The 25,662-nt window shown below is 60.3% G+C and carries 22 protein-coding genes and 2 pseudogenes; 15 read left to right on the top strand and 9 right to left on the bottom strand.

Features of this window, described 5'->3' with window-relative positions:
* Positions 1-42: 42 nt before the first annotated feature.
* The 6 genes and pseudogenes from BFR47_RS13985 to BFR47_RS13960 all read right to left on the bottom strand — a co-directional run bounded on the left by BFR47_RS13985 (position 43) and on the right by BFR47_RS13960 (position 6,642).
* On the bottom strand, positions 43-1,998 hold the full coding sequence (locus BFR47_RS13985; protein ID WP_245748939.1) for a putative bifunctional diguanylate cyclase/phosphodiesterase: 1,956 nt from the start codon (positions 1,996-1,998) through the stop codon (positions 43-45).
* 2 nt (positions 1,999-2,000) lie between these two features.
* Positions 2,001-2,540, bottom strand: a complete 540-nt coding sequence (locus tag BFR47_RS13980) for a putative pterin-binding protein (protein WP_245748938.1) — start codon at positions 2,538-2,540, stop codon at positions 2,001-2,003.
* 324 nt (positions 2,541-2,864) lie between these two features.
* Entirely contained in the window at positions 2,865-4,808 is a 1,944-nt protein-coding gene (locus tag BFR47_RS13975) for a bifunctional metallophosphatase/5'-nucleotidase (protein ID WP_071473632.1), read from the bottom strand.
* 41 nt (positions 4,809-4,849) lie between these two features.
* Positions 4,850-5,649 (bottom strand): annotated as a pseudogene (gene purU / locus BFR47_RS13970) (formyltetrahydrofolate deformylase).
* Positions 5,650-5,808: 159 nt separating this feature from the next.
* Complete coding sequence (locus BFR47_RS13965) at positions 5,809-6,291, bottom strand: GNAT family N-acetyltransferase (RefSeq protein ID WP_071473631.1); 483 nt, start codon at positions 6,289-6,291, stop codon at positions 5,809-5,811.
* A gap of 36 nt (positions 6,292-6,327) precedes the next feature.
* Positions 6,328-6,642 (bottom strand): hypothetical protein, encoded by a 315-nt coding sequence (locus BFR47_RS13960; protein WP_071473630.1) that lies wholly within the window; start codon positions 6,640-6,642, stop codon positions 6,328-6,330.
* Between the two features lie 213 nt (positions 6,643-6,855).
* Here BFR47_RS13960 and BFR47_RS13955 point away from each other — a divergent pair, with 213 nt between their 5' ends.
* The 5 genes from BFR47_RS13955 to BFR47_RS13935 all read left to right on the top strand — a co-directional run bounded on the left by BFR47_RS13955 (position 6,856) and on the right by BFR47_RS13935 (position 11,442).
* A complete protein-coding gene (locus BFR47_RS13955) occupies positions 6,856-7,503 on the top strand; it encodes a phosphoribosyltransferase (protein ID WP_217645560.1) in 648 nt (215 codons plus the stop codon).
* A 146-nt stretch (positions 7,504-7,649) separates the two neighbouring features.
* Positions 7,650-8,903, top strand: coding sequence for a lytic murein transglycosylase (locus BFR47_RS13950; RefSeq protein WP_071473628.1), 1,254 nt, complete (start codon positions 7,650-7,652; stop codon positions 8,901-8,903).
* 187 nt (positions 8,904-9,090) lie between these two features.
* The gene (trhO, locus tag BFR47_RS13945; RefSeq protein WP_071473627.1) at positions 9,091-10,080 is read left to right on the top strand and encodes an oxygen-dependent tRNA uridine(34) hydroxylase TrhO; all 990 of its coding nucleotides are present in this window, start codon (positions 9,091-9,093) and stop codon (positions 10,078-10,080) included.
* A 99-nt stretch (positions 10,081-10,179) separates the two neighbouring features.
* Positions 10,180-11,061, top strand: a complete 882-nt coding sequence (locus BFR47_RS13940; protein WP_071473626.1) for a DMT family transporter — start codon at positions 10,180-10,182, stop codon at positions 11,059-11,061.
* A 177-nt stretch (positions 11,062-11,238) separates the two neighbouring features.
* Complete coding sequence (locus BFR47_RS13935) at positions 11,239-11,442, top strand: hypothetical protein (protein WP_071473625.1); 204 nt, start codon at positions 11,239-11,241, stop codon at positions 11,440-11,442.
* An 86-nt stretch (positions 11,443-11,528) separates the two neighbouring features.
* Here the strand turns inward: BFR47_RS13935 and rarD are convergent, their stop codons facing one another.
* Both rarD and BFR47_RS13925 read right to left on the bottom strand, forming a co-directional pair.
* Positions 11,529-12,419 carry an EamA family transporter RarD gene (rarD, locus tag BFR47_RS13930; RefSeq protein ID WP_071473624.1) on the bottom strand — a complete coding sequence of 297 codons (891 nt, stop codon included), beginning with the start codon at positions 12,417-12,419 and terminating at the stop codon, positions 11,529-11,531.
* A 271-nt stretch (positions 12,420-12,690) separates the two neighbouring features.
* A complete protein-coding gene (locus BFR47_RS13925; RefSeq protein ID WP_217645559.1) occupies positions 12,691-13,929 on the bottom strand; it encodes a benzoate/H(+) symporter BenE family transporter in 1,239 nt (412 codons plus the stop codon).
* Between the two features lie 143 nt (positions 13,930-14,072).
* Between BFR47_RS13925 and BFR47_RS13920 the strand changes: the two genes are divergently transcribed.
* On the top strand, positions 14,073-14,963 hold the full coding sequence (locus tag BFR47_RS13920; protein ID WP_071473622.1) for a hypothetical protein: 891 nt from the start codon (positions 14,073-14,075) through the stop codon (positions 14,961-14,963).
* A gap of 6 nt (positions 14,964-14,969) precedes the next feature.
* On the opposite strand, the gene BFR47_RS13915 is transcribed toward BFR47_RS13920, so the two are convergent.
* Positions 14,970-15,701 carry a UTRA domain-containing protein gene (locus BFR47_RS13915; RefSeq protein WP_071473621.1) on the bottom strand — a complete coding sequence of 244 codons (732 nt, stop codon included), beginning with the start codon at positions 15,699-15,701 and terminating at the stop codon, positions 14,970-14,972.
* 185 nt (positions 15,702-15,886) lie between these two features.
* Here BFR47_RS13915 and BFR47_RS13910 point away from each other — a divergent pair, with 185 nt between their 5' ends.
* The 9 genes and pseudogenes from BFR47_RS13910 (at position 15,887) to BFR47_RS13870 (ending at position 25,662) form a co-directional block, all read left to right on the top strand.
* On the top strand, positions 15,887-16,939 hold the full coding sequence (locus BFR47_RS13910) for an ABC transporter substrate-binding protein (protein WP_071473620.1): 1,053 nt from the start codon (positions 15,887-15,889) through the stop codon (positions 16,937-16,939).
* A 2-nt stretch (positions 16,940-16,941) separates the two neighbouring features.
* Positions 16,942-17,745 (top strand): alkaline phosphatase family protein, encoded by an 804-nt coding sequence (locus BFR47_RS13905; protein WP_071473619.1) that lies wholly within the window; start codon positions 16,942-16,944, stop codon positions 17,743-17,745.
* Positions 17,746-17,924: 179 nt separating this feature from the next.
* Entirely contained in the window at positions 17,925-18,818 is an 894-nt protein-coding gene (locus BFR47_RS13900; protein ID WP_071473618.1) for an ABC transporter permease, read from the top strand.
* Positions 18,811-19,601, top strand: a pseudogene (locus tag BFR47_RS13895) (ABC transporter permease). Before BFR47_RS13900 ends, BFR47_RS13895 begins: the two are co-directional and overlap by 8 nt.
* Positions 19,601-20,617 (top strand): ABC transporter ATP-binding protein, encoded by a 1,017-nt coding sequence (locus tag BFR47_RS13890; RefSeq protein WP_071473617.1) that lies wholly within the window; start codon positions 19,601-19,603, stop codon positions 20,615-20,617. The pseudogene BFR47_RS13895 and the gene BFR47_RS13890 overlap by 1 nt, the downstream one beginning before the upstream one ends.
* Positions 20,617-21,270 carry an HAD family hydrolase gene (locus BFR47_RS13885; RefSeq protein ID WP_071473616.1) on the top strand — a complete coding sequence of 218 codons (654 nt, stop codon included), beginning with the start codon at positions 20,617-20,619 and terminating at the stop codon, positions 21,268-21,270. The genes BFR47_RS13890 and BFR47_RS13885 overlap by 1 nt, the downstream gene beginning before the upstream one ends.
* 93 nt (positions 21,271-21,363) lie before the next feature.
* A complete protein-coding gene (locus BFR47_RS13880; RefSeq protein WP_071473615.1) occupies positions 21,364-23,109 on the top strand; it encodes a bifunctional diguanylate cyclase/phosphodiesterase in 1,746 nt (581 codons plus the stop codon).
* 223 nt (positions 23,110-23,332) lie between these two features.
* Complete coding sequence (locus tag BFR47_RS13875) at positions 23,333-24,352, top strand: amino acid ABC transporter substrate-binding protein (protein WP_071473614.1); 1,020 nt, start codon at positions 23,333-23,335, stop codon at positions 24,350-24,352.
* A 125-nt stretch (positions 24,353-24,477) separates the two neighbouring features.
* Entirely contained in the window at positions 24,478-25,662 is a 1,185-nt protein-coding gene (locus BFR47_RS13870; protein WP_071473613.1) for an amino acid ABC transporter permease, read from the top strand.

Genomic DNA, 25,662 nt, shown 5'->3' with positions numbered 1-25,662 from the left:
ATAAAACGCCGGTATCGACAAATAGAAAAAAATCGATCCTGCTTACTCAACTGTCGGTATGAGTGCACAGGATCGGGAGGGGTGTATCAGGAGAGAGTTATCAGGCGCTACGGGTATCCGGGGATTTGTCTTGCGACAGCCACTCGCTGATGTCTTCGCTCGGCATCGGTCTGGCCAGCAGGTAGCCCTGCCCCAGTCCGCAGCCCAGTTGCTGCAACTGGGCCTGCTGTTCGGGCAATTCGATGCCCTCTGCCGTGATCTCCATATCCAGCTTGAAGCCAGCGAAATAATGGTTTGCACCAGACTGACCGCCCTGGGGTCGGTTGACAGGTCGGCCACGAAGGACTTGTCTATCTTGAGCTTGTTGACCGGCAGCTGACGCAGATGGCTGAATGAGGAATAACCGGTGCCAAAATCGTCCAGGGCAATGCCGATCCCCAGATCACGCAACTCCTGCAGGGTATCGAGCGAGTCGACGGTATCCCACATACTGGTATCTTCGGTGATCTCCAGCACCAGAGCAGAAGCATCGAGGCTGCTGGCCTGCAAAACCTGCGTCACGGTAATGGCCAGCTCGCCATCCATAAAGATATTGGGGCTGATATTCACGTTTACCTTCAGCCAGTCGAAGCCGCTCTGATGCCAGTGCCGCAGTTGCTGGCAGGCCTGCATCAGTATCCATTCATTGAGCCGATGTGCCAGGCCGTGGTTTTCGGCCACCGCAATCACCTCGATCGGACTGATGGTGCCGAACTCGCTCGAATGCCAGCGTAACAGAGCTTCCACCGACTCGATGGCCCCGGTGTCTAGGTGAAAGATGGGCTGATAATGCAGCGTCAGATGATCCTGCTCGAGCGCCACCTGCAACGCCACCGCCAGTTTTTGACGCCGCAACCGCCGTTCATCCATGCCCGGCTCAAACATCTGCTGCATGGTCTTGCGACTGTGCTTGGCGTAATACATGGCGGTATCGGCATGGCCAAGCAATTCGGCCATGGTAAGGCCGTGCAGAGGATAGAGACTGGTGCCGATGCAGGCCTGGGGCGACAGACAACCATCCGGCAATTGCACCTCGCGGGAAAGCGACTGCCATAACCGAGCCGCCATCTGCTCGGCGTCTTCCGGATACTGCATCCGCTGGAGCACCACAAATTCATCCCCGCCGAGCCGGGCAATCTGGCCCCGGTCGCCGATGGTGTCTCGCAAACGGGCAGAAATGATCCGTAGCAGGTTATCACCCACTTCATGACCCAGGCTGTCGTTGATGGCCTTGAAACCGTTGAGGTCCACCATGTGGACCGCCAGCCCCTGCCGCTCCCGCTCGGCCCGTTTCAGGGCCTTGCTCATCAGCTGATAGAAAAACATGCGATTGGGCAGGCCGGTGAGCATGTCGTGATAGGCCATGTAGCGATTACGGCTGTTTTCCCGCACCACCAGCCACAGCATCAGGCCACCGCTCAGCAGCAGGCCGGCGAGATACAGACTGGAACGCAGGCGAATATCCTGAATGATATCGAGCTGTTGCCAGATCTTGTCACCAGAAAAATTGTCGACGTTGATTTCCCGCGCCTGCTGCCGGAAGTGCGCCAGTTCCTGTCGCAGTGCCAGGATGCCGGTACGGTCATCCGCGCTCAACGCATACACCCGATTTTCCCAGAGCTCGAGCTGCCGGGCAAAGCTTTCCAGCATCGGCTGCACCTCTGGTTGCTCGCGCATCGGGCGGCTTTCCTTGCCCTTCAGCAGGGTGTCTACCCGGCTCCACAACAGCTCAAAGCGCAACTGGACATTTTCTTCATCGGCGGTGTGGGCGGACAACGCCGTCAACGCCTGATCAAACTTGAGCAGCTCCATCTCCAACTCGGAACTGGCCCAGCCCACCGCCTTGATGGTGGCAGAGACATAACGCACCACCTCCAGATCCCGATGATAGCTGTACAGCGAGCTGGCACCGAATAACAGGGTAATGGCGGTGAGAACGAGTAGTTTGAACTTTTTCACTATTAGCGCACGTCCAGGCTTTTCAACTGCCAGATCAGCAGTTCATGATAACGTTTGGTATTGAAACGGGGCAGATCAGACAGCGGCAACATGAGCCAGATCGGCCCTTTATGCCGTACCTTCATCGGCTTGCCGTCAAAATGCGTCGTCAGCAGCAAGGGCATCTCGGCCACCAGCTGTCTTTCGATATCATGATGGTAGTCATTCAGCGCCACAGCTCGAACCTCGGCGCCTTCGGCTCCCAGTCTTCGCAGCAGATCACTCAGCAAGACCCCGCGAAAAAGGTGTTCCCCTTCCGTCCAGGGCGTCGCGGTCCTGAACTCGTGCTGCGGCAAGGCCGCCAGCATATCCATATCAAATTCTGCCTTGTTATCGGCATTGGTCACAGCCAGCTTGCCGGTGACGGTCAGCACCACCCGGCCCTGAGGTAACGGCAAGGCGTCGGCTGCAAACGACAGCGGACTCCAGCTTCCCAGCAACAGCACCACCGCGAACAGCAGCGTGGACCAGGGGACTGTGTCCATGGGGTTGATCAGCTTCATGTTTCGGCCCCTAGTAGATTCAAAAGAGTACATACAGCATAGCCGGTTTTTCTCAGTCTGCAGCAATGGCCGTGAGTCTGACAGGATTAAAAATCGATGTCGAGCCAGAGCGGTCAGAAGCGATGGTCTTATCACGAAGGTCAGGGGAAGGAATTAATTCCGTTTGAATCCAGCTTTGGCAGCGGGGACTCTGCCGGAGCCGAGAGCGCACCACCGACCCGATCCGGGCAATCGGATCCGGCCCGCTGGCACCGCTTGGTCAGTTGATGACGCAGGTCCGGTGGCCATTAACGAACAAGCCCGGTTATCCCGGGCTTGTTGTACTCAAAGGCGCTTGAGGGTAACGCCCGATTCAGGCAACGCCGTCAGCATGGGACGCCGTTCACGCACGTAGTCGATAAAGGCCCGGGCATCGGTATTGCAGCGCACCGCCTGGTCCTGGCAGTTCAGCGGCTGATTGATGTAGTGCACCTGAACACCACCACCATTGACCTTGCTCAGGCGAGCCACCGGAAAGGCTGTCAGCTTGCCATTGGTAAAGGCCAGATCCAGCCGGTCGGTAAAGGCCTGCTGACTGTCGAAGAAGGTGCTCCAGCCATCGTTACCGGAAGCATGGTAGCTGTTCAGCACCACCTGATAGCGGGTGTCGGGCTCGATCCGCTGCCAGTGTCCCTGCGACAGGAATTCGATACGGTCGAGATAACCCCGTCCCTTGCTGGTTTCGTTAAAGGTATAACGCAGCCCGGCGGCATAGGGGAACTTGCCGGTATGGGCGTCCGCCGGCAGGGAGGCATTGATGGTTTCCAGCAACAGTCCCGCCACCTGACGACCGGTGAGCGAGACCAGGCTGATGGGGTTGGCAAAGGGCAGCAGCTCGAGTCCCACATGGCCTTCTTTAAGCGCACCGGGTTCCAGGCTGTTACGCACCGACCCCGCCGCCACCAGGGCAAAATCGGCACGGCGTCCGGTGACCGCCAGTACCTCGGGGGTGTTTGCCCAGTACAACTGGCTGGCCGCTACCAATGGGGCTATTTGAGAACCACTGCCATCCACCGGCAGGCGCACATGCTTCAGTGCCTGCGGCAGATGGCCGATCACCTCGCCATAGGCCCGGTTCAACGCCGGCAGATACTGCTTGTCGATATGGGCGCGCAGTGCCGGATCTTCCGCCACCATGGCAATATTCGGCTGAGACGCTATCTCGGCCTTGAGCCGCTGCGTTTGCTGTTCATTCAGGCGGTGCTGTTCACCCCGGCGAATATCCCGGTAGAAGACATTGTCGGACAACAGGGTATTACCCCCTTCGCAGCGACTGACCCGACCGTCGGGGGTAAAGGTCACGCTCACCTGCCCCATGGCCTGGGCAAACTGGCCGGCCTGTACCACACAGGTGATGCCCCGCCCGTCGGGGTTGGTGAACTGGCGGGCATAGGGCGCGCCATCGGCCCAGCCGAGGTTGCTGAACTGGCCGAGCAGGCTGTGGGAGTGCCCGCCCACTATCACGTCGATACCGTTGACCTCGCGGGCCAGGCGCTGATCGCGCTCCAGCCCCAGGTGCGTCACCGCCACTATCTGTTTGACACCCTGTTCACGCAACGCCCTGACCGTGCGCTGGGCACTGTCGACTTCGCGCTCGAAACGCAGATTGCCGGTATGCGCCGCCATGTCTGGCATGTCTTCCAGCACCAGCCCCATCACCGCCACCACCGGACGTTTACCGGCGTCCTTGACGCTGTCTACCCGCTCCTTTTCATGGCCGTCGAAGGCGTAGAGCACATAGGGTTTGAGGTTCTCCAGACCCTTCAAATCCGGATCGTGACTGGCATCCAGGTTGGCGGCCAGCACCGGAAAGTTGACGCCCTGAATAAAGGCGGCCAGGCGCTGGTTGTCGATATCAAACTCGTGGTTGCCGAGCGCCATGGCGTCCAGCTGCATCCGGCTCAGCACATCGGCGTTCATCGCGCCCTGATTGAGGGTGAAATAGCCGGTGCCCTGCCAGGCGTCGCCACCATGCACAAACAATAGAGGCTGCTCCGCCTCTTCCGCCTGACGGCGCAGTTCATTGACATGGCTCAGCAGCCGCGGATGACCGCCAAGACGGGTAAATACCGCCTTGTGATCCAGCGTCAGGCGCGCATCACTCGGATCAAAATGCGAGTGGGTATCGTTGATATGAGCCAGGGTCAGGGTAAAGGGGGGAGCCGGCTGCTGACTGGCACAGCCCGCCAGGGTCAGGGCAAGCGCCCCGGCCACAAGGGTCTTGTTCATGGGGGAATAAACTCCGTTTTTCATTTTAGGTAATGTCCGCTTCAACTGGTAAAGACCACGGTTTTGCCGTTATGCAGGAACACCCGTCGCTCGATATGATATTGCACCGCCCGGGACAGGGTCATGCACTCGATATCGCGGCCCTTGGCCGTCAACTGCTCCGGATAATGACTGTGATCCACCACTTCTACGCCCTGGGTGATGATGGGTCCTTCATCCAGATCGTTATTGATGTAATGGGCGGTGGCCCCCACCAGCTTGACGCCTTTATGATAGGCTGATGATAGGGCTGTTCGCCTTTGAAACCGGGCAGCAGCGAATGGTGGATATTGATGGCCTTGCCGGTCAGGGTGGCGCACAGTTCCGGGCTCAACACCTGCATGTAACGCGCCAGCACTACCAGATCCGCTTCGCACTCGTTGATAATGCTAAGCACCTGGGCTTCCTGCTCGGCCCGGGTCTCGTCGCTCACCGGCAGATGGTAATAGGGAATATGATGCCAGTCGGCCAGCCGCTGCAAATCCGGGTGATTGGAAATGATCGCCGGGATCTCGATGGCCAGCTGGCCGGTGCGATAGCGATAGAGCAAATCGTTCAGACAATGATCGAGCCGGGACACCATGATCACCACGTTGGGCCTGTTATCGGTGGCGGTCAGCTCCCACTGCATATCAAACTGCCTGGCCCGTGGCTGCAGACCCTGGTTGAAGGCCGTTTCATCGAAATGCGGTGCCTCGGGAGGACGAAACTCCACCCGAATGAAAAAGTGCCCGCTCAGCACATCGTCAAAGGTCTGCATTTCCACCACGTAACAGCCCTGCTCATGCAGGTAGCGCGTCACCACGTCCACGGTGCCCAGGCTGCCCGGACAGTGTGCAGTCAGATAATAGGTGCCTTTCGGTTTGGCCACGGATGCTCCCCCTACCCCAGAATAAGTAAAAAAAGTCCCCCGGTCGACGGGGCCGCTATTCTGCGGCAAAGCCCCGACCGGCGCCAGCGTTCAGACGGCCTGCGACGACAATGATTTTTCCATGATGAAACGAATAAATTTCTGCCCCGCCCGCTCCACCGGTTGCTGCTCCACCAGCCGGAATCCACGCTGCTCGAACACCGGCCGCGACAGCAGGCTGGCATCGGTCCGCAGACACGCCACTCCACGCCGGCCCGCCTCCTGCTCGATATCGTCGCACAGGCGTCCGGCCAGGCCCTGGCCGGCATGATCGGCCAGCACATACAACAGCGCCAGATGATCATCGGGATACAGGGTGGCGAACGCCACCGGGATTTGATGGAACGCCATCACCCGGGTGTAACCGGTCTGCACCAGGGTCCTGAAATCGGCGGCATAGAGATAGGGAAAGGATGCCCAGGATTCAACCTGTTCTTCGCTGTAGTTTCGCCGTCCCTGCTCCATCACCGCATCGTGATAAATCAGTTCCAGGCTGCTGAGATCGGTCTCTTTAAAGTCTCTGATCAGATACATGATGGCTCCGATAGAATATGCGTCAGGGCGTTGTTGTTAATGTTCGGCCTCGCTGCCGGGCTTGTCCACACACTGCAACCTTGACTCCCGGCGACGGGCGGCAAAGGCCAGGCCACCACCGGCAATCATCACCATCAAGCCAAATATCCAGGCCGGTTGCGGCCCCCACAACATCACCCCCGAGCCCGACATCAGCAGCACAAAGCCCATCAGCTTGGCTCGAGTGGCCCGTCCGTTCACCCTCAGTGTCGCCTGACAATGAGGACAGGCAAACTGTATATCGAGTCCCCGAACCTGCCGCTCGGTGATGTGGGCGGCTTCGATGAGGTTTTCACAGCCAGGACACTTCACGCGACTTCCTCGATGGATAATGATGCAGCTCCGGCAGGATGCGGTGGCCGTCACCACACCGACTTCCGGTGTCGCTGCCGATAACGGCGAGATCCGCCTGCCGGTTCGAAAAGGGCAATGATAACAAAGGTCAGGGTCACTATCTGCGGCTCAACCCGAATTTTATGGGGTTTTGCTACTGTTAGATCATGCCTCTATACCCGGAGTATGACCTTGCAATCTTTTCAGGATCGACGCGCCGCCGGCCAGAGACTGGCCGGGTTGGTGCGGCATTATCGCGAGCTACCCGCCTTGCTGGTACTGGGCCTGCCTCGCGGCGGAGTACCGGTTGCCTTTGAAGTGGCGCAGGCCCTGCACGCGCCGCTCGATGTGCTGCTGGTGCGCAAGCTCGGCTACCCCGGGCATCCGGAGCTGGCCATGGGCGCCATCGCCACGGGGGATATTCTGGTGCTTAATCAGGAAATCGTCAGACACGGCGGCATCGACCAGCCCCCGCGCGATGCCGTGCTCCGGCGGGAACAGAAAGAACTGCATCGCAGGGAGCTCATCTACCGGGGACAGGCCGCACCGCTTGCGCTTGCCGGGGCCACTGTGCTGCTGGTGGACGATGGCCTGGCGACCGGCGCCACCATGGAAGCGGCCATACGGGCGGTGCGAAGCCAGGGGCCGGCACACCTCGGTGTGGCGGTACCGGTGAGCTCGGCGGAAGCCGCCGCCAGGGCCACCGCCCTGGTCGATGAATTTACCGCGTTGGTGGTGAGCGATAATCTGGGCTCGGTTGGCCAGTTCTATGACGATTTCAGCCAGACCAGCGATCGGGAGGTCTGCATGCTGCTGGCCCAGGCCAACGACAAGCGCTGAGGTCGTCATCGGCGTCCCGCTTTACGCCTCCCGGCGCGACAGCTCCCCCGGCACAGGCAAAGTCCATGCAGGGACTTTCATTTTTATGGGCTTGGGATATGCTGCGAACCATGCTGTGAATAAACAACGCCAACCAACGGGACAACATGTTAAAACGATGCTACCTCAGTGCACTGGTGATCGGTGCCACCCTCAGCGGTTGCGCCGGTCAGGCCACTACCGCACAACCGGCCACTCCTCGGCCATCGCAATCGAACGCCACCCAGACCACCCCCGTTGCCCCCGCCGACTTTGCCGCCTGGCGCACCGGCTTTCGCGCCCGCGCGCTGGCCGAAGGGATCAAACCGGCAGTGTTCGACGGCGCCTTCAAGGGCGTGACGCTCAATCAGCAGGTCATGGAGCTGGATGGTCGTCAGGCCGAGTTCAGCCGGCAGATCTGGGACTACCTTGACACCGCCACCTCCGCCACCCGCGTCAGCACCGGCCGCCAGAAATGGGAACAGTTGAAACCTGCACTCCGGGCAATAGAACAACGCTACGGCGTGGATGCCAGGGTAGTACTGGCCATCTGGGGCATGGAAACCAACTATGGCTCCTATCGCGGCAACACCAGCACCATCGAAGGGCTGGCCACCCTGGCCTTCGAAGGGCGCCGCCGCACCTTTGCCGAAGCGCAGCTGATGGCCGCCCTGCAGATACTGCAGGCGGGTGATGTCAGCCCGGAAAAGATGCGCGGCTCCTGGGCCGGGGCCATGGGCCACACCCAGTTCATGCCCACCAGTTATCTGGAGTACGCCCAGGACTTTACCGGCGATGGCAAGCGGGACATCTGGGCTGAAGACCCAACCGATGCCCTCGCCTCCACCGCCTATTATCTGTCCCGCTTCGGCTGGGACCATAACGCTCCCTGGGGAGTGGAAGTCCGGCTGCCGGCCGGATTCGACTACCGCCTTGCCGATCAGAACCAGCTCCAGCCGGTCGCCTACTGGCGCAATCAGGGCATCACCACCATCGATGGCCAGTCGCTGCCCGACCATGGCGAGGCCGCCATACTGGTGCCCGCCGGCGCCCGGGGGCCGGCCTTCGCCATCTTCAACAACTTCAAGGTGATCCGCCGCTACAACAACGCCACCTCCTATGCCATGGCGGTAGGACACCTGGGCGACAAACTGGCCGGTGGTGGTGAGTTCGTCGCCCCCTGGCCACGAGACGAGCAGGCCCTGAGCCGGACGGAAAAGGAAGAACTGCAACGCAGGCTGACCGCCAGGGGCTTCGACACCAAAGGAGCCGATGGCGTCATTGGCCCCAACACCATCAACGCCATCCGTGCCTATCAGCAGTCTGTCGGCCAGATCGCAGACGGCTATGCCAGCGCCTCGCTGCTGAAACAGCTGCGTTAACCATCATGCAACGGCGCCTGCGGGCGCCGTTTTTTTATCTGCCCTCTCTTGCTCAAGAGGCGCCGGCACCCACAGGTGCAGGACGGCGATAAAATTTGCTATCATGCGCGCCCTGTAACGTCATGCTCTGCGAGTGTGGCCACGAATATTTGCTTGATACAGCGCACGGCCGGCGCTGGAGGAAACCATGTCTCAGTTTGTTGTTTGTGCCCTCTATAAATTCGTTACTCTGGACCACCACGAAGCGCTGCGCGAGCCGCTGCAATCCATGCTGGAAGCCGAGCAGATCCGTGGCACCCTGTTGCTGGCCAGTGAAGGCATCAACGGCACCGTGGCCGGCTCCCGCGCCGCCATCGACCGGCTCAAGGCCTGGTTCGATGCCGATGCCCGCTTCAACGGTATCGATTACAAGGAATCACTCAGCGAAGAGCAGCCTTTCTACCGTACCAAGGTCAAGCTGAAGCAGGAAATCGTGACCCTGGGGGTGGAAGGCATCGATCCCAAACGGGTGGTGGGCACCTATGTGGCCCCCAAGGACTGGAATGCGCTGATCTCCGATCCGGAAGTGGTGCTGGTCGATACCCGCAACGACTACGAGGTGGATATCGGCACCTTCAAGGGCGCGCTCAACCCCAATACCGAGAGTTTTCGCGAGTTTCCCGAGTACGTCAAAAACAACCTGGATCCGGCCAAGCACAAGAAGGTCGCCATGTTCTGTACCGGCGGTATTCGCTGTGAAAAAAGCACCGCCTATCTCAAGGAGCAGGGCTTCGACGAGGTCTACCACCTGCACGGCGGCATTCTGAAATATCTGGAAGAAGTGCCGGAGCAGGAGTCCCTGTGGCAGGGCGAGTGCTTCGTGTTCGACAACCGGGTCACCGTGGATCACCAGCTACAACCGGGCCAGTATCAGCTCTGCTCCGCCTGCCGGGCGCCACTGTCGCAGGATGACCTGCAAAGCCCGCACTATCAGCATGGACTGAGCTGCCCCCGTTGCCATGACCGGCAGACCCCCGAGCAACAACGCCGCTATGCCGAGCGCGAGCATCAGCTGCAACTGGCCAGGGCACGGGGCGAAGCCCATATCGGCAGCGATGCGGTGGCCAATGCCGAGCAACGCCGGGCCGAAAAGCAAGCGCGCAAGCTTCAGCAGCAACAAAAGAATAAAGCATCGTAAGACGCCGGACGTGAGGGGAAAACACCGGGCCGGAAGGTCTGGTTTGTTCACCTCACGTCTTGCCCTTCCCCCTCACGTCTTACACCTTAGGGTAACCTGATGCTCTGGATCCCCTTTGCCCTGTTCGCCGCCCTGATGCAGGCCTGGCGCAATGCCTTTCAGAAACAGCTCAGCCAGAGTGTCGGCGCCACCGGGGTGACCCTGGCCCGCTTTATTCTGGCCGGCCCCCTCGCCGCCACTTACCTGTGGCTCCTGTATCGCTGGCAACCGCAGCAGGCACTGCCAGATTTTTCGGTGCCCTTTGCCGGCTACATAGTGGGCGCCGCGTTCAGCCAGATCCTGGCCACCGCCCTGATGGTGCGGCTGTTCCAGTTGCGCAACTACGCGGTGGGTGTAGGGCTGGCCAAGAGTGAAGCCATTCTGGCGGCGGCGCTGGGGGTGTGCTTTTTCGGCACCTCCCTCACCGCCCTCGGCTGGCTGGGCGTGGTACTGGGCGGCATGGCGGTCTGGCTGCTGAGCGGCCTGCACCGGGCATCCGGCACGGTATCGCCGATGACACTGGTCTTCGGGCTGGGCAGCGGCCTGGCCTTTGCGCTGACCTCGCTGTGGGTACGGGAAGCCAGCCTGCTGCTGGCATTGCCCTTTCCTTTCTCTGCCGCCTGGGTATTGCTGCTGGTGATTGGACTGCAAACCCTGCTGCTGGTGACCTGGTTGGGGCTGCGCGATCCGGCCAGCCTGCGTGGGCTGCTCAAGCGCCCCACTCTGACCGCCCTGGTCAGCCTCACCAGTTGTCTGGGCTCCATCGGCTGGTTCAGCGCCATGAGCCTGGAAAGCGTGGCCCTGGTCAAGACCCTGGGGCAGATTGAAGTGTTGTTTACCCTGATGATTTCGGCCTGGTATTTCAGAGACAGGCTGGCCCGCCACGATCACCTGGGGCTGGGCCTTATCGTGGTGGCGGCGATCTGCGTGATGTGGGCATGAGGCTCGCGGTCATTGAGCAGGAGCCTCTGCCCGGTTCGGGAGACGAGGGTAGCCTGCCGCGGCGGCTACCGGAGCACCCTGTTTTATTTCGAAGATCACAAAAATGGAATATACATTCGACAAGCCGGGCGGGATAGTGGTTAACTGCCACCGAGTGTGTACCGGAGAGCCACCACCATGAAAGAAAAGGATCTGATTTTTTTCCAGCCGCTATGGCGGCGCATTGCCGTTACTCTGTTCTGTCTGGCCTGGTCGCTGTACGAATGGCTGTCCGGCGCCCAGCTATGGGGCATGATCACCGGGGGGCTGGCGATATATTGCTACTGGTGCCTGTTCCATACTTTCCAGCCCATCAAACCCGCCGATCCCCCCGCCCGCTAGCTTATACTAGCTTGCCATGGACGAAGCTGACACGACGCCCCCTGTTGTCGCCGCCCTGCATGATGTGGGCGTGGGACCTGGCGGCGCTAGTCAAACGGATAACGCCGGAATGCCAGCAAGCGTTTGATGCCTTCCAGTACCAACAACCCTACTGCTATCCAGATGGCGATGTAGGTCGGCCATTCCGCCGCCGAGATGCTTTCGCCCAGCATCAGTGACACCAGCACCAGCAATACCGGCTCCACATAACCGAGTAGGCCGAACAGGCTGAACGGCAGGCAGCGGCTGGCCAGAATGTAGCACACCAGCGCCAGGGCGCTGAGCATGCCCAGCCCCATCACCAGCAGGGATAATACCGGCCGCTGGGCAAAGGCGGCGAAGGGTGTGCCGGCTGCGAACACGAACCAGGCTGCCACCGGGATCAGCAACAACATGTCACACCAGAGCCCGCCGAGGCTGTCGTTACCCAACCAGCGGCGCCAGACGAGATACAGCGGGTATCCGATGGCCACCACCAGGGTTTCCCAGGAAACAGCCCCCGCATGCCACAGCTCGTTGGCCACCCCGACGGCGGCGCAGGCCACCGCCAGCCACTGCAACCGGGTCGGCCGCTCTTGGTAGAGGAAACGCCCGATCAGCACCAGCACCAATGGCATCATGAAATAACCGAGCGACACCGCCAGCCCGCTCCCGTTCAGCGGCGCCCACATGAAAATCCACAGCTGTATCCCGACCAGGGCGGAAGACAGCGGCAAGCCCAGCCATAACACCGGCCGGGTTCTCAGTTGCGTGAGCAAGTCGACAACCAGCCGCCAGTCACCACTGTAGAACAGAAACAGACCGACACAGGGCATGGTCAGCAACATCCGCCAGCCGAACACGGCTTCGCTATTGAGGGGCGTCATCAGGCTGGCGTAATAGTACAGCAGCGCAAACAACACCGACGAAAATACCGACAGCGCAACACCCTTGGTCACTCCGTTCTCCTCTCTGGTTAGCTCGATGGAAAATGTTGCCAGCAGCTTAACAGTTTCGAGGTGAAGTTTTGAGCGGGCGAAAGAATAAAGCCAGAAAATGTACTGAGTATTTGGCCGGCAAGCAGCAGAGAGCACTGCTTGCCCCGGAATTCATGGTGATATCAGCAGCCAACGCAACGGTACACAGGGCAGCCCATCTGGCCACTCATCCATTGCACAATAGTCACCGGTCAGGGAGCGGAGCCAATGGGACGACTGGCGCGGGAAGGCATCAGGCATCGGCCGGGTCACTGCCGCCTGGTGTTTTGGCCGATTCCGGCAGCCGTGAACCGGCTCGCCAGGCCGGCAGCCGGTAGACCTTGTGCAACACCAGATAGGTCAGGCCACCCAACATCACGCCCCAGAACGCCGAGCCCAGCCCCCAGAAACTCATGCCCGAGGCGGTCGCCAAAAAGGTCACCATGGCGGCCTCCCGGTGCTCCGCATCGTTGACGGCCCCGATCACGTTGCTGGTAATGGCACCGATCAGCGCCAGTCCGGCCAGTATCGCCACAAATTCTTTCGGCAAGGCGGTAAACAGCAGGATGATGCTGCCGCCAAAGCAACCGCCCAGCAGGTAGAACAGGCCATTGGCGATACCTGCCACATAGCGTTTGTCTGCATTTTCGTGGGCATCCCTGCCGGTGCACAGGGCGGCGGTAATGGCGGCGATGACGATGGTGATGCCACCAAACACCGCCATCACCATCGACATGATGCCGGTGACAATAATGATCGGCCTGGCCTTGGTGCGATAACCCGAGCTGCGCAGTATGGCCATGCCGGGCAGAAACTGTCCGGTGATGCTCACCAGCACCAGCGGGATCGCCAGGCTCAGGGTGGTGTGCCAGCTCCATTCGGGACGAATGAACACCGGCTGGGCCAGGCTGAGTTCGAGCCCGCTCAGATCAATCCCTTCCAGCCCCATGGTCAGCGCTACCCCCACCAGCATCACCAGTATCATGCAATAACGGGGACAGAGGCGTTTCAGTATCAGGTAGGCGGCAATCATCATAAAGGTCAGGGCCGGCATGGACTCCACCGCCTGAAAGGCGCCCACTCCGAACTGAAACAGGATCCCCGCCATCATGCCGCAGGCAATGCCCTTGGGGATCGCCCTCATCAAGGTATCGAAACAGCCGGAAATACCGATCAGAAAAATGATGAATCCGGCGGTAATGTAGGCCCCCACCGCCTGATTGAGGCTGAGATCGGGAAACATGCTGATCAACAACGCCGAGCCGGGCACGGACCAGGCGGTCACCACCGGCACTTTCAGCCACCAGCTCAGCAGTATGCCCGACACCGCCGCTCCGATTGAAATGGCCCAGACCCAGGACACCATCATCTCATGGGAGACATTGGCGCTCTGCGCCACCTGAAAAAAGATGATTAGCGGTCCCGAATAGGAAATCAGCACCGCCAGAAAGCCGGCGGTCACGGCCGATGCCGACCAGTCCTTGAAATTCATTATTATGCTCCGAACAGCGTCGAGAAAAGAGAAGAAAGCGGCGGTCATTGTATTGCCAAACCGTACAGAAATGACAACCATGTATGCGTCACGCAAGTACTGCATTTGCGTCACGCCTACCTGACTCAACCAAAGGACACCCATTGCGCCTCATTCCGCTACTACTGACGTTGATATTACTGTCCGGCTGCGCATCCGCCGACAGCCCGCGCCTGGCCCTGATGCCGGTTGCCGACTTTCCGGGCCGCCTGTCGGAAACCTCCGGGCTGGTTGCCTGGCGGGACGGCTTTATCAGCCACAACGACAGCGGCAACGAAGTGGAATTGTTCTGGCTGGATGCGACCGGTCAAATCCAGGCTATCTGGCCGTTGGCCGATGCCCATAACCACGACTGGGAAGATATCGCCATGGCCGGTGATCGCCTGTATCTGGCCGATATCGGCAACAATGGCGGTCGACGGCAGGATCTGGTGATCTATCAACTCGACGCCGCCACACGAGGGATCAGCCTCGCCCGCAGGCTGCCGGTACGCTATGCCGAACAAACCGATTTCACATCGCTCCGGCACCGACACAACTTTGATGCCGAAGCCCTGACCTGGGTGGAAGATGAGTTATGGCTGCTGACCAAGCGCTGGCTGGACGAACAGACCAGCCTCTACAAACTGGATCCGGCGGCGCCCGTGGCTGCACTGACGGAACAGCAGCGACTGAACACCCGCATGCTGGTCACGGCAGCCGACTATGATGCCGCCAGCCAGACCCTGATACTGCTGGGCTATGGTCGCAACTGGCTGGACCGACGGGCATACCTGTGGCTATACCCGGTACGGGACGGACGCATCATCGAACCGCAGGGCCGGCACTTCACCCTCGATGAAGGGGGCCAGTTCGAGGGCATCGCCCTGGGCCCGGACGGCCATCTCTACCTGACCCGGGAAGGTCACCGAACCAACCTGTTTCGCAGCCGGCAGCCACTGGCGGCGCTGCTGGCCGACGGACTGGCCCAGGGGCCGGAGACGCCCCTGCCCTGATCGGGGTCAGCTGGCAGCGGCCCGCGCCTGGCTGTCGATGCGTATGCGCACCGCGTCATGACGCCAGATTTCCCGATCACAGTCAATAATCCGCCCCTGTTGGTCGTAATTGATACGGGTTATCGCCAGCACCGGGCTGCCTTCGGCCAGGCTGAGCGACCGGGCCGCCTCGCCACGGGCGGCAGTCGGGCAGATATCGAACCGGGAGCGACCATAGCGCAGGCCGTAACGGCGTTGATACAGTCCGGTCAGCGACTGACCCAGATCCTGTTCGCCAATATCGGGGAAATACTCGGGGATCAGATAGTGCTCGGTATAGAGCACGGGCCGCCGATCGATGCTGCGTAGCCGGCAGATACGGGTCAGCCGGCTGAGCGGCGCCAGTGCCATCTCGGATACCAGCTCGGCGGGGGCCAGCACCGATTCGCAACTCAACACACGAGTGGCCGCCACCCGCTGTTGCGCCGCCACCAGGGCATGAAAATGAGAGCGGCTGGCCGGGTTGTAAACCAGCCGGGGCCGGGACACAAACCAGCCACGCCGTTCTTCCCGGTAAATCAGCCCCTCTGCCTCCAGATGATGCAGTGCCTCTTTCACCGTGATACGGGTGGTATCAAACAAGTCTGCCAGTTCCCGCTCGGCCGGTAGCTTGCTGCCGCCGGTCAGCGCCTGACTGGTCAGCTGTTGCCGTAACGCCTGGATAATGGCGGCGCCCTGTGTGGTCCGTGGTTCGTTCATGCTCTTGGTATAGTCCAGATGATGTTAATGCCAGTGTCACATCGATTCATGACAGTAAAATGACCCGACTCCCTAGTAAAAATACGACGGAAACTCATTTTTCCGCCATAAAAATGTCGTAACACTGTCACAAACCGGCTCTAACATCGGCTTCGAACCTGACCTAGTCCAGAGGATTGGAACCGATGAAGACCATACTGAAAACCTCAAGTCTGCTTGCCCTGGCCCTGAGTGCCACCCCGGTACTGGCCACCGACCTCAATGAGCTGGAAAGCAAGGCCCGCGCCGAAGGCAAGGTATACAGCGTCGGCATGCCCGACAGCTGGGCCAACTGGAAGGACACCTGGCGGGATCTGGGTGAACACTACGGCATTCAGCACCAGGATACCGACATGAGCTCGGCCCAGGAAATTGCCAAGTTCGCCGCCGAAAAAGACAATGCCACCGCCGATATCGGTGATGTGGGTGCCGCCTTCGGTCCCATCGCCGTGCGCCAGGGAGTGACCCAGCCCTACAAGCCTACCACCTGGGATGACATTCCCGACTGGGCCAAGGACCAGGACGGCCACTGGATGCTGGGCTACACCGGCACCATCGCCTTTATCGTCAACAACGAACTGGTGCAAAAAGCCCCGACCTCCTGGCAGGATCTGCTGAATGGTGACTATCAGGTCACCGTCGGTGACGTGGGTGTCGCCGCCCAGGCCAACAGTGCCGTGCTGGCCGCCGCCTTTGCCCAGGGCGGAGACGAGTCCAATATCAAACCGGCCCTGGCGCTGTTTGCCCAGCTGGCCAAACAGGGCCGCCTGTCACCGGTAGACCCCAATATCGCCAACCTGGAAAAGGGCGAAGTGGAGATGGCAATACTGTGGGACTTCAATGCCCTCAGCTACCGGGATCAAATCGACCGTGACCGCTTCACCGTGGTCATCCCCAGCGACGGCTCGCTCATCTCCGGCTACGCCACCATCATCAACAAGTACGCCAGGCACCCCAATGCCGCCAAGCTGGCCCGGGAATACATACTGAGCGATGCGGGACAAATCAACCTGGCCCGCGGTTATGCCCGCCCCATCCGCAGCACCGTTAGCCTGCCCGCCGATGTACAGGAAAAACTGCTGCCCAACGACATGTATGCCGCGGCACGCCCCATTGCCGACCAGGATGCCTGGGAAAAGAGCACCCGCACCCTGTCCCGCCAGTGGCAGTCCGCCGTCCTGATCCACCAGCAGAGGTAAGCATGAACAAGGTCATACTGGTCGTCATCGACGGCCTGGCCTACGAGGTTGCCCGGGACTGCCTGGGCTACCTTCAGGGTCTGAACGAAGCCGGTCGCATGACCGGCTACCAGATGCAGTGCGAACTGCCGGCGGTGTCCCGCCCCCTCTACGAGTGCATCCTCACCGGCACCCGGCCGGTAGACAGCGGCATACTGAACAACGACATGGCGCGACTGAGCACCCAGCAGAGCATATTCTCGCTGGCGCGCCGGGCGGGGCTGACCACGGCGGCGGCGGCCTATCACTGGGTCAGCGAGCTGTATAACCGGGCCCCTTATCAGCCGGTACGGGATCGCTTTACCCAGGATCCGGAACTGCCGATACAGTACGGGCTGTTCTACTCTCAGGACCACTACCCGGACTGCCACCTGCTGCAGGACGCGGAGATCCTCAGAACCCGGTTCGACCCGGACTTTTTGCTGGTCCATCCCATGAACACCGATGATGCCGGCCACAAGTTCGGCCTGGACTCGCGCCAGTACCGCAACAGCGCCCGCCGCTTCGATCTGCTGCTGGCCGACTATCTGCCCCGCTGGCTGGATGAAGGCTATCAGGTGCTGATCACCAGTGATCACGGCATGAACCGAGACCACAGCCACAGCGGCATTCTGCCGGAAGAGCGGAATATTCCCCTGTTCGTGGCCGGTAGTGCCTTCAGCCATGACGCCCAGGCCCAACCCCGACAGCTGGATCTGTGCGGCACCATTTGCACCTTGCTGGGGGCTACGCACGACAAGACCGAATGCGAGGGCCTGCTGTCATGAATGATACCTTTACCACGATACCCGGTCAGGGGAATGACGGGTGTCAGACAAGCCGACCGTCGGCGCCAGGGATGGCGCCGTCCGAGCGCCCATGGGGCGAGCTTGCTCGCCGTGACGAGATGTTTCAACCTGACCAAACATCCGGTGAATGTTCGCAGCAGGTTGAAACATTGAGTGTCATGTCCTCACGGCGAGTCGGCGGGCTGAACCTGTCTTTCCCCTGTTGCCCAGTAGCAGCCAGACCCGCCGCCTGGCGCCGCGCGCTACCGCTGCTGTGGTTGCTACCCTTTGTGGTGGTGTTCGGCCTGTTTCAGCTGGCGCCTATCTTCTGGGTATTGATCAACAGCTTTCAGGCCGGCGGTGACTGGAGTCTGGCCAATTTTAGGGAGATCATCGATTCGCCCTTCTATCGCCAGTCCTTCGGTAACAGTATCGATCTGGCGCTCTGGTCCAGCCTGCTGGGATTACTGATCGCACTGGCCGGCACCGCGGCGCTGCGTCAGGTGCCGGGAAGAATACAGGATGCGGTCATGGCCTTTACCACCATGGCCAGCAACTTTTCAGGCGTGCCGCTGGCCTTTGCCTTTATCGTGCTGCTCGGCATGAACGGCGCCGTCACCCTGCTGCTGCGTGACGCCGGCCTGATCGAGGGTTTCAACCTCTATTCCCGCGGCGGGCTCATTATTCTGTATACCTATTTCCAGATCCCGTTGGCCATACTGCTGCTGTACCCGGCCTTCGACGGCATTCAGAAAGACTGGCGCGAAGCCGCCGCCCTGCTCGGGGCCCGTCCCTGGCAGTACTGGCTGCGAGTGGTATTGCCGGTACTGACACCGGCGCTGCTGGGCACCTTTATTATTCTGCTGGCCAATGCCCTGGGCGCCTACGCCAGTACCTTTGCTCTGATGACCAGCAACTACAACCTGGTCACCATACAGATATCCGCCCTGGTTGCAGGGGACATTTTCCTCGAGCCCCAGCTGGCGGCCGCCCTGTCGTTGCTGCTGATGGTATTGCTGGTGCTGGTGACCGCCGTCAATCAGTGGATCATCGCCCGGAGTCGTTATGAATAAACAACCCCAAACGCCCCTGCTGGCGCGGCTGACGGTCGCCGGGCTGGTACTGCTGCTCGCCGCTCCCATTGTCATCACCCTGGTTTATTCCCTGTCAGCCCAGTGGGGGGCCCATATTCTGCCCAGCGGTTTTACCCTGGACTGGTATCTGAGCCTCTGGTCGGACAGCCGTTTTCTGGCCGCCTTCGGTCGCTCGCTGCTGGTGTGCCTGGCCGCCCTGCTGTTCAGCCTGCTGCTGATACTGCCGACCCTGTTCGTGGTGTTCTACTACTTTCCCCGGCTGAAAGGCGTGATGAACATGGTGATACTGCTGCCGTTCGCGGTGCCGCCCGTGGTCTCCTCGGTCGGACTGCTGCAGCTCTATGCCGGCGGCCCCCTGCCCTTGACCGGCGGCCCCTGGATTCTGATCTTCTGCTACTTCACCATCAGTCTGCCCTTCATGTACCGGGCACTGTCCAACAACCTGGAGGCCATAAAACTGCCGGATCTGATGGACGCGGCCCACCTGCTGGGCGCCGGCACCACTCGCGCCTTTCTGCAGCTGGTGCTGCCCAATATCAGAAACGGCCTGCTGGCCGCGCTATTCCTGTCTTTCTCTTTCCTGTTCGGAGATTCGTGTTCGCCAACATGCTGGTAGGCACCCGCTTCGAAACCCTGCAGGTCTACCTGTACAGTCAACGCACCAACAGTGGCCACTTTACCAGTGCCATGGTGATGTCCTATTTCCTCTTTATCGGCCTGGCGACCTGGTTCGCCCTGCGCCTGCAAAAACGGAGCGCCTGATGCATTATCTGGAAGTCGCCAATCTGACCAAGTCCTTCAACCAGACCCCGGTGTTCAACAACATCAGTTTCGATATCAGCCAGGGCGAATTCATTACCCTGCTCGGCCCCTCGGGTTGCGGCAAGTCCACCCTGCTGCGCAGCCTGGCAGGATTGATCACCCCGGATCGAGGACAAATACGGGTGTCGGGAGAAGACATCACCTGGCTCAAACCGCAACAACGGGGCATCGGCATGGTGTTTCAGAGCTATGCCCTGTTTCCCAACCTGACGGTAGCCGACAACATCGCCTTCGGCCTGAAGATGCAACGGCTCGATACCAATGACATCAAACGCCGGGTGGCCGAGGCGGTAGAGCTGGTCGGGCTGGAGGGACGCGAGAGTTATTACCCCGCCAGCCTGTCCGGGGGGCAGCGCCAGCGGGTCGCCCTGGCCCGGGCGCTGGTGGTACGGCCTCGCATCCTGCTGCTGGACGAGCCCCTGTCGGCGCTGGATGCACCCATCCGCAAGCACCTGCGCGAGCAGATCCGCACCATTCAGCAACAGCTGAACCTGACTACCGTCTTCGTGACCCACGATCAGGAGGAAGCGCTGACCCTGTCGGACCGGGTCTTCGTGATGAACCAGGGCCAGATTGTCCAGGCCGATACCGCCGAAGCGGTCTATACCCGGCCGGCCAACGACTTTGTCGCCGGTTTCATGGGCAACTACAATCTGCTCACTCCCGAACAGGCGCGACAGTTGCTCGGGCTCGAGATTAGTGGCAGGCTGGCGGTCCGCCCCGAGTCCATCTACATTCGTGAGCCCGGCCGCGACTATGGCCCCGCCATGACGGCCCCGGTCACGGCCACCGTTGCCAGCCACCAGCTGCTGGGCAATGTGATCCGCTACCGCATTCGGGTCGCCGATTGCCTGCTGACGGTGGACCGCCTGAACCGGGGTGCCGACGCCCTGCTACCGGCCGGCAGCCCGCTGGAATTGATATTCAACAGTACCGAACTGAAGGAAGTTGCCTGATGAACCTGGCCATTTTTGATCTGGACGACACCCTGATTGACGGTGACTCCGCCAGCCTGTGGCTGGCCTTCATGGTGGAACGCAGGCTGGCACCGGCTGATCTGCTGAGGCAGGAGCACCAGCTGATGCTCGACTACCATCAGGGTTGCATGGACATGGACGCCTACATGGCCTTGACCCTGGCTCCCCTGCGCCACTGGCAACCGGCCGATCTGGCGCCGCTGGTGCACGAGTTTGTCGAACAGGAAATACTGCCCGTCGTCTACCCAAAAGCACGGGAGCGGCTGGCCTGGCATCGCTCCCAGGGCCATGAAGTGGTGATCGTCTCCGCCACCGGCGAGCATCTGGTACTGCCCATCGCCCGGGCCCTGGGAGTGGAAGCCGCCATCGGCATCCAGCTCGAGTGCCATGAGTCGGGGTTCAGCGGCCGAACCCGGGGCGTGTACAGCTTCCGGGAAGGCAAGCTGACCCGGCTGCGGCACTGGCTGACCGAACGCCAGCTGACGCCGACCCTGAGCTATGGCTACAGCGACTCGATGAACGATCTGCCGCTGCTGGAATATGTCGACAGGGCTGCCGTGATCAACGGTAGCGAGACCCTGAGCCGGCTCGCGACCGAACGGGGCTGGGAACAGCTCCGCTGGCACAGATAAGACCCGGGCGCTGAACGGCGCCCTGGTGTCATCTGAGCTTCACATAACGGCCATATACTTCGGCTCAGATTGTAACAAACAGATGGTATTCTGATGTCGGTGTTGACCAGTTTGAACGACTCCCTTGCCTCTTTGATAGCTCAGCGCCGGCTACAGCCCGTGTTCCAGCCGATAGTGGACACCCGCCAGGGTTGCCTGCTCGGTCACGAGGCCCTGATCCGTGGCCCCGCCGGACACCGGCTCGAATACCCCTCCGCCCTGTTTGACGAAGCCAAGCAGACCGGTTTGCTGTCGGAACTCGATCTGGCCTGTCGGGAGGCCGCCATGCAGGCGTCTCACCGGCTGCAGATGGACGGGTTACTCTTTATCAACGTCAACCCCAATGTGCTGCTGGACAAGCAGCATCCCAGGGGCTGTACCCAGCGCATGGCACAGGAGCTGGGCATTCCCGCCAGCCGCATCGTGATTGAACTGTCGGAACAATATCCCATTCAGGATCCCGAGGGGCTGAAAAGCGCCGTCGACCGCTACCGCAAACTGGGCTTCCAGATTGCCATCGACGATCTCGGGGCCGGTTACTCCGGCCTCAAGCTGTGGTCCGAAATCAAACCCGATTATGTGAAGATCGATCGCTACTTCATTCAGGATATTCACCAGGATCCGATCAAACGGGAGTTTGTGCAGAGTATCCTCACCCTGGCCCGGGGCATGCAGTCCCGGATCATCGCCGAAGGCATAGAAACCCGGGAAGAACTGCAGCAGCTGCAAAGCATGGGCATCTACTACTGTCAGGGCTATTACCTGGGCAGACCGGCCGCCACCCCGCTGTTGCAACCGCTGCCGAACCGCGCCGCGGTGCAGGCCGACACGCTCAGCCGCCACAAGGAAAGCGTGGCCATGCTGGCCCGCCCCGGTAACAGCATTCATGTCGACGTCACCATACAGCGAGTATTCGATATCCTGCTCGCCAACAGCCGGCTGCAATCAATGCCGGTGCTGGAGCACGGGGCGCCGGTGGGCATGCTGCGACGGGAAAAGATCATGGAACTGTTTTCCGGTTCCTATGGCCGGGCGCTCTATTCCAACAAAAGCGTGCGTCATGCCATGGACAACCCGGTGATAGTGGACTGGCAAACGTCGCTGGAGACCGCCAGTGGCCTGATCACCGATGACGATGACATGTCGACCATGTCCCATTTCATCGTCACCCGCCAGGGGTTGTACTACGGTCTGGCGTCGGTACGGGGTCTGCTGCGTACCATCACCGAGCAGCGACTGCTGCATGCCCGCTATGCCAATCCGCTGACGCTGCTGCCGGGCAATGTGCCCATCTACCGGGAAATAGACGATGCCCTGCAGCAACGGCACGACTTTTATGTGGCCTATTTCGATCTCAACCATTTCAAGCCCTACAACGATGTCTACGGTTATGCCCAGGGTGACAAGGTCATCCAGTGGGTGGCCCGGCTGTTGCAGGAAATCATCGTCGGTGCCGGCCAGTTTCTGGGCCATGTGGGAGGCGATGACTTTGTGGCCGTATTCGACCAGCACTGTGACTGGCGCGGTTTGTGCGAGCAGATACTGCAACGCTTCACCCGCGAGATCCCGAGCTTCTACCACGCCGAAGACCGGCTCCGCCAAGGCATGCTCGCCTGTTGCCGCAACGGTCATCAGCAATTCTATCCCCTGCTGGGGCTGGCCATCGGGGTGGTGGCGCCGGATCCTCAACGCTGCCACTCACATCACGATGTGGCCGCCCTGGCCAGCGATGCCAAGCATCAGGCCAAGCAGCATCCTCACAGCCATTGCCTGCTGAGTGCTCGCCGTTCGATGATTTAAATTCTGCCACTCGCCTGCCATTGCCTATATCACCCGTTATCAAATGGTTGTTTTATATACAAAACAACCGATTTCAGCGTCTCTATCCAGCCTTACCACACACTTTTACATTTTATTAACAAAACATTTTTTCCTTTGTGCTAATACTCTAAGTAGGCATCGGTGTTTTATGCCTTTAGCGAATAAAGCTATCAGCCCGAGCAAATTCAAGAGGAAGCGACATATGACAGGCAAAGGAAAAACGGCTCTTCTGGTAGCGGCTACTCTGGCCGCAGGAATGTCCCAGGCCCAGGCAGCAACCCTGGACTCGGTAAAAGAGCGAGGTGAGCTGAAATGCGGGGTCAACAACAGCCTGGCCGGTTTCTCCAACCCGGATGACAAAGGCGTATGGAAAGGCCTGGATGTGGACTTGTGCCGCGGCATCGCCGCCGCCATCTTCGACGACCCCGGCAAGGTACAGTTCATTCCGCTGAACGCCAAGGAACGACTCACCGCCCTGCAGTCGGGCGAAATCGATGTGCTTTCCCGCAACACCACCTGGACTTCGAGCCGGGATACCGATTTGGGTGTCAACTTCACCGGGGTCAACTATTACGATGGTCAGGGTTTTCTGATCAACAAGAGTCTGGGCGTCACCAGCGCCAAGGAGCTGGATGGCGCGGCGCTCTGTATCCAGGCGGGCACCACCACCGAGCTGAACGCGGCCGATTATTTCCGCAAGAACGGCATCAGCTATACCGCCGTGGTGTTCGATACCTCGGATCAGACCATACAGGGTCTGGAAGCCGGCCGCTGTGACGTGCTGACCTCGGATTTATCCCAGCTGTATGCCCTGCGCATCAAGATGTCCAACCCCGATGGGGCCGTGGCCCTGCCGGAGGTGATCTCCAAGGAACCGCTGGGGCCCTCTGTACGTCAGGGCGACGATCAGTGGTTCAACGTGGTCAAGTGGACACACTTTGCCATGGTTAACGCCGAAGAACTGGGCGTCACCAAGGCCAACGTGGACAGCATGAAAGGCAGCGATAATCCCGATGTCCGCCGCCTGCTGGGTGAGGATGCCGACTTCGGCAAGGGCATGGGCCTGCCGAAAGACTGGGCCTACCGCATCATCAAGCACGTGGGCAACTACGGTGAGGTATTCGAGACCAACGTGGGCCAGGGCTCACCACTGAAAGTCGACCGTGGCCTGAATAAACTGTGGACCGAAGGCGGCCTGCAGTACGCTCCACCGGTACGCTAACGACAGCCTGTTCGCCGGCAGCAGCCTGTTTGCCGGCGATGACTTGTTGTTAGTGTCAGCTAATGCAGAACACGGGCTGCGCCCCGGCGCCGCCCGCCCTGAACACTTACACGGGGATTGGACTTATGTCCTCATCGGCGAACCGTAATCACTCCGACGTTAAATTCTGGCGGGATCCGGCCAAGCGGGCCCTGCTGTTCCAGATAATACTGCTTTGCGCCGTGGCCGGCGTGATCTGGTTTATTGTCAACAACACCCTTTCCAACCTGAGCACACGCGGTATTACCACCGGCTTCGACTTTCTCGATGATCCGGCCGGCTTTGCCATCGCCCAGTCACTGATCCCCTACAGCGAAGTGGACAGCTACGGCCGCACCTTCGTGGTGGGGCTGCTCAATACCCTGCTGGTGTCCTTTCTCGGCATCATCGGCGCGACCATTCTCGGTTTTATTATCGGGGTGGCCCGGTTGTCACCCAACTGGTTGATCTCCCGGCTGGCATCCGCCTACGTCGAGCTGTTTCGTAATATACCGCTGCTGCTGCAGATGTTTTTCTGGTACTTCGCGGTACTGCGTACCCTGCCCAGCCCGCGGGACAGTCTCAATATCGGCGACAGCGTCTTTCTCAACGTCCGTGGCCTCTATCTGCCCGACCCCCAGCCTGGCGCCGGTTTTAACTGGGTCTGGCTCGCACTGCTGCTGGCCATCGCCATCGCTACCTGGCTGATTCGCTTCAACCATCGCCGCCAGGAAGCCACCGGGCAACGACTGCCCGCCGGCTGGATATCGCTGGGGCTGATCCTCGGCCTGCCGCTGCTGACGTTTGTGCTGGTTGGCGCCCCGCTGGACTGGCAGTATCCCGAACTGCGCGGCTTCAACTTCCGTGGTGGCATGACCATCATTCCCGAGTTCCTGGCCCTGTGGCTGTCGCTGACCATCTATACCGCCGCCTTTATCGCCGAGATAGTCCGCTCGGGTATTCAGGCGGTCTCCCATGGTCAGACCGAGGCGGCCCATGCACTCGGCATCAAGGATACCCTGACCCTGCGCCTGGTCATCATTCCCCAGGCGATGCGGGTGATTATTCCGCCGCTGACCAGCCAGTATCTCAACCTGACCAAGAACTCGTCGCTGGCTACCGCCATCGGCTATCCGGATCTGGTCTCGGTGTTTGCCGGCACCACGCTGAATCAGACCGGTCAGGCCATCGAGGTCATCGCCATCACCATGCTGGTGTACCTGACCATCAGCCTGACGGTGTCGTTCTTCATGAACTGGTTCAACAGCCGCATGGCGCTGGTGGAGAGATAA

This window comes from Oceanisphaera psychrotolerans (genome assembly GCF_001870485.1).
GTDB lineage: Bacteria > Pseudomonadota > Gammaproteobacteria > Enterobacterales > Aeromonadaceae > Oceanimonas > Oceanimonas psychrotolerans.
Note: the sequence above shows the minus strand (reverse complement) of the source record. Positions and strands in the feature narration are given on the sequence as shown.

Coding starts and splice junctions, on each gene's coding strand:
- BFR47_RS13980 (WP_245748938.1), bottom strand. CDS start 2,540: ATGAAGCTGATCAACCCCATGGACACAGTCCCCTGGTCCACGCTGCTG.
- BFR47_RS13975 (WP_071473632.1), bottom strand. CDS start 4,808: ATGAACAAGACCCTTGTGGCCGGGGCGCTTGCCCTGACCCTGGCGGGC.
- BFR47_RS13965 (WP_071473631.1), bottom strand. CDS start 6,291: ATGTATCTGATCAGAGACTTTAAAGAGACCGATCTCAGCAGCCTGGAA.
- BFR47_RS13950 (WP_071473628.1), top strand. CDS start 7,650: ATGTTAAAACGATGCTACCTCAGTGCACTGGTGATCGGTGCCACCCTC.
- trhO (WP_071473627.1), top strand. CDS start 9,091: ATGTCTCAGTTTGTTGTTTGTGCCCTCTATAAATTCGTTACTCTGGAC.
- BFR47_RS13940 (WP_071473626.1), top strand. CDS start 10,180: ATGCTCTGGATCCCCTTTGCCCTGTTCGCCGCCCTGATGCAGGCCTGG.
- BFR47_RS13935 (WP_071473625.1), top strand. CDS start 11,239: ATGAAAGAAAAGGATCTGATTTTTTTCCAGCCGCTATGGCGGCGCATT.
- BFR47_RS13925 (WP_217645559.1), bottom strand. CDS start 13,929: ATGAATTTCAAGGACTGGTCGGCATCGGCCGTGACCGCCGGCTTTCTG.
- BFR47_RS13915 (WP_071473621.1), bottom strand. CDS start 15,701: ATGAACGAACCACGGACCACACAGGGCGCCGCCATTATCCAGGCGTTA.
- BFR47_RS13910 (WP_071473620.1), top strand. CDS start 15,887: ATGAAGACCATACTGAAAACCTCAAGTCTGCTTGCCCTGGCCCTGAGT.
- BFR47_RS13905 (WP_071473619.1), top strand. CDS start 16,942: ATGAACAAGGTCATACTGGTCGTCATCGACGGCCTGGCCTACGAGGTT.
- BFR47_RS13900 (WP_071473618.1), top strand. CDS start 17,925: ATGTCCTCACGGCGAGTCGGCGGGCTGAACCTGTCTTTCCCCTGTTGC.
- BFR47_RS13890 (WP_071473617.1), top strand. CDS start 19,601: ATGCATTATCTGGAAGTCGCCAATCTGACCAAGTCCTTCAACCAGACC.
- BFR47_RS13885 (WP_071473616.1), top strand. CDS start 20,617: ATGAACCTGGCCATTTTTGATCTGGACGACACCCTGATTGACGGTGAC.
- BFR47_RS13880 (WP_071473615.1), top strand. CDS start 21,364: ATGTCGGTGTTGACCAGTTTGAACGACTCCCTTGCCTCTTTGATAGCT.
- BFR47_RS13875 (WP_071473614.1), top strand. CDS start 23,333: ATGACAGGCAAAGGAAAAACGGCTCTTCTGGTAGCGGCTACTCTGGCC.
- BFR47_RS13870 (WP_071473613.1), top strand. CDS start 24,478: ATGTCCTCATCGGCGAACCGTAATCACTCCGACGTTAAATTCTGGCGG.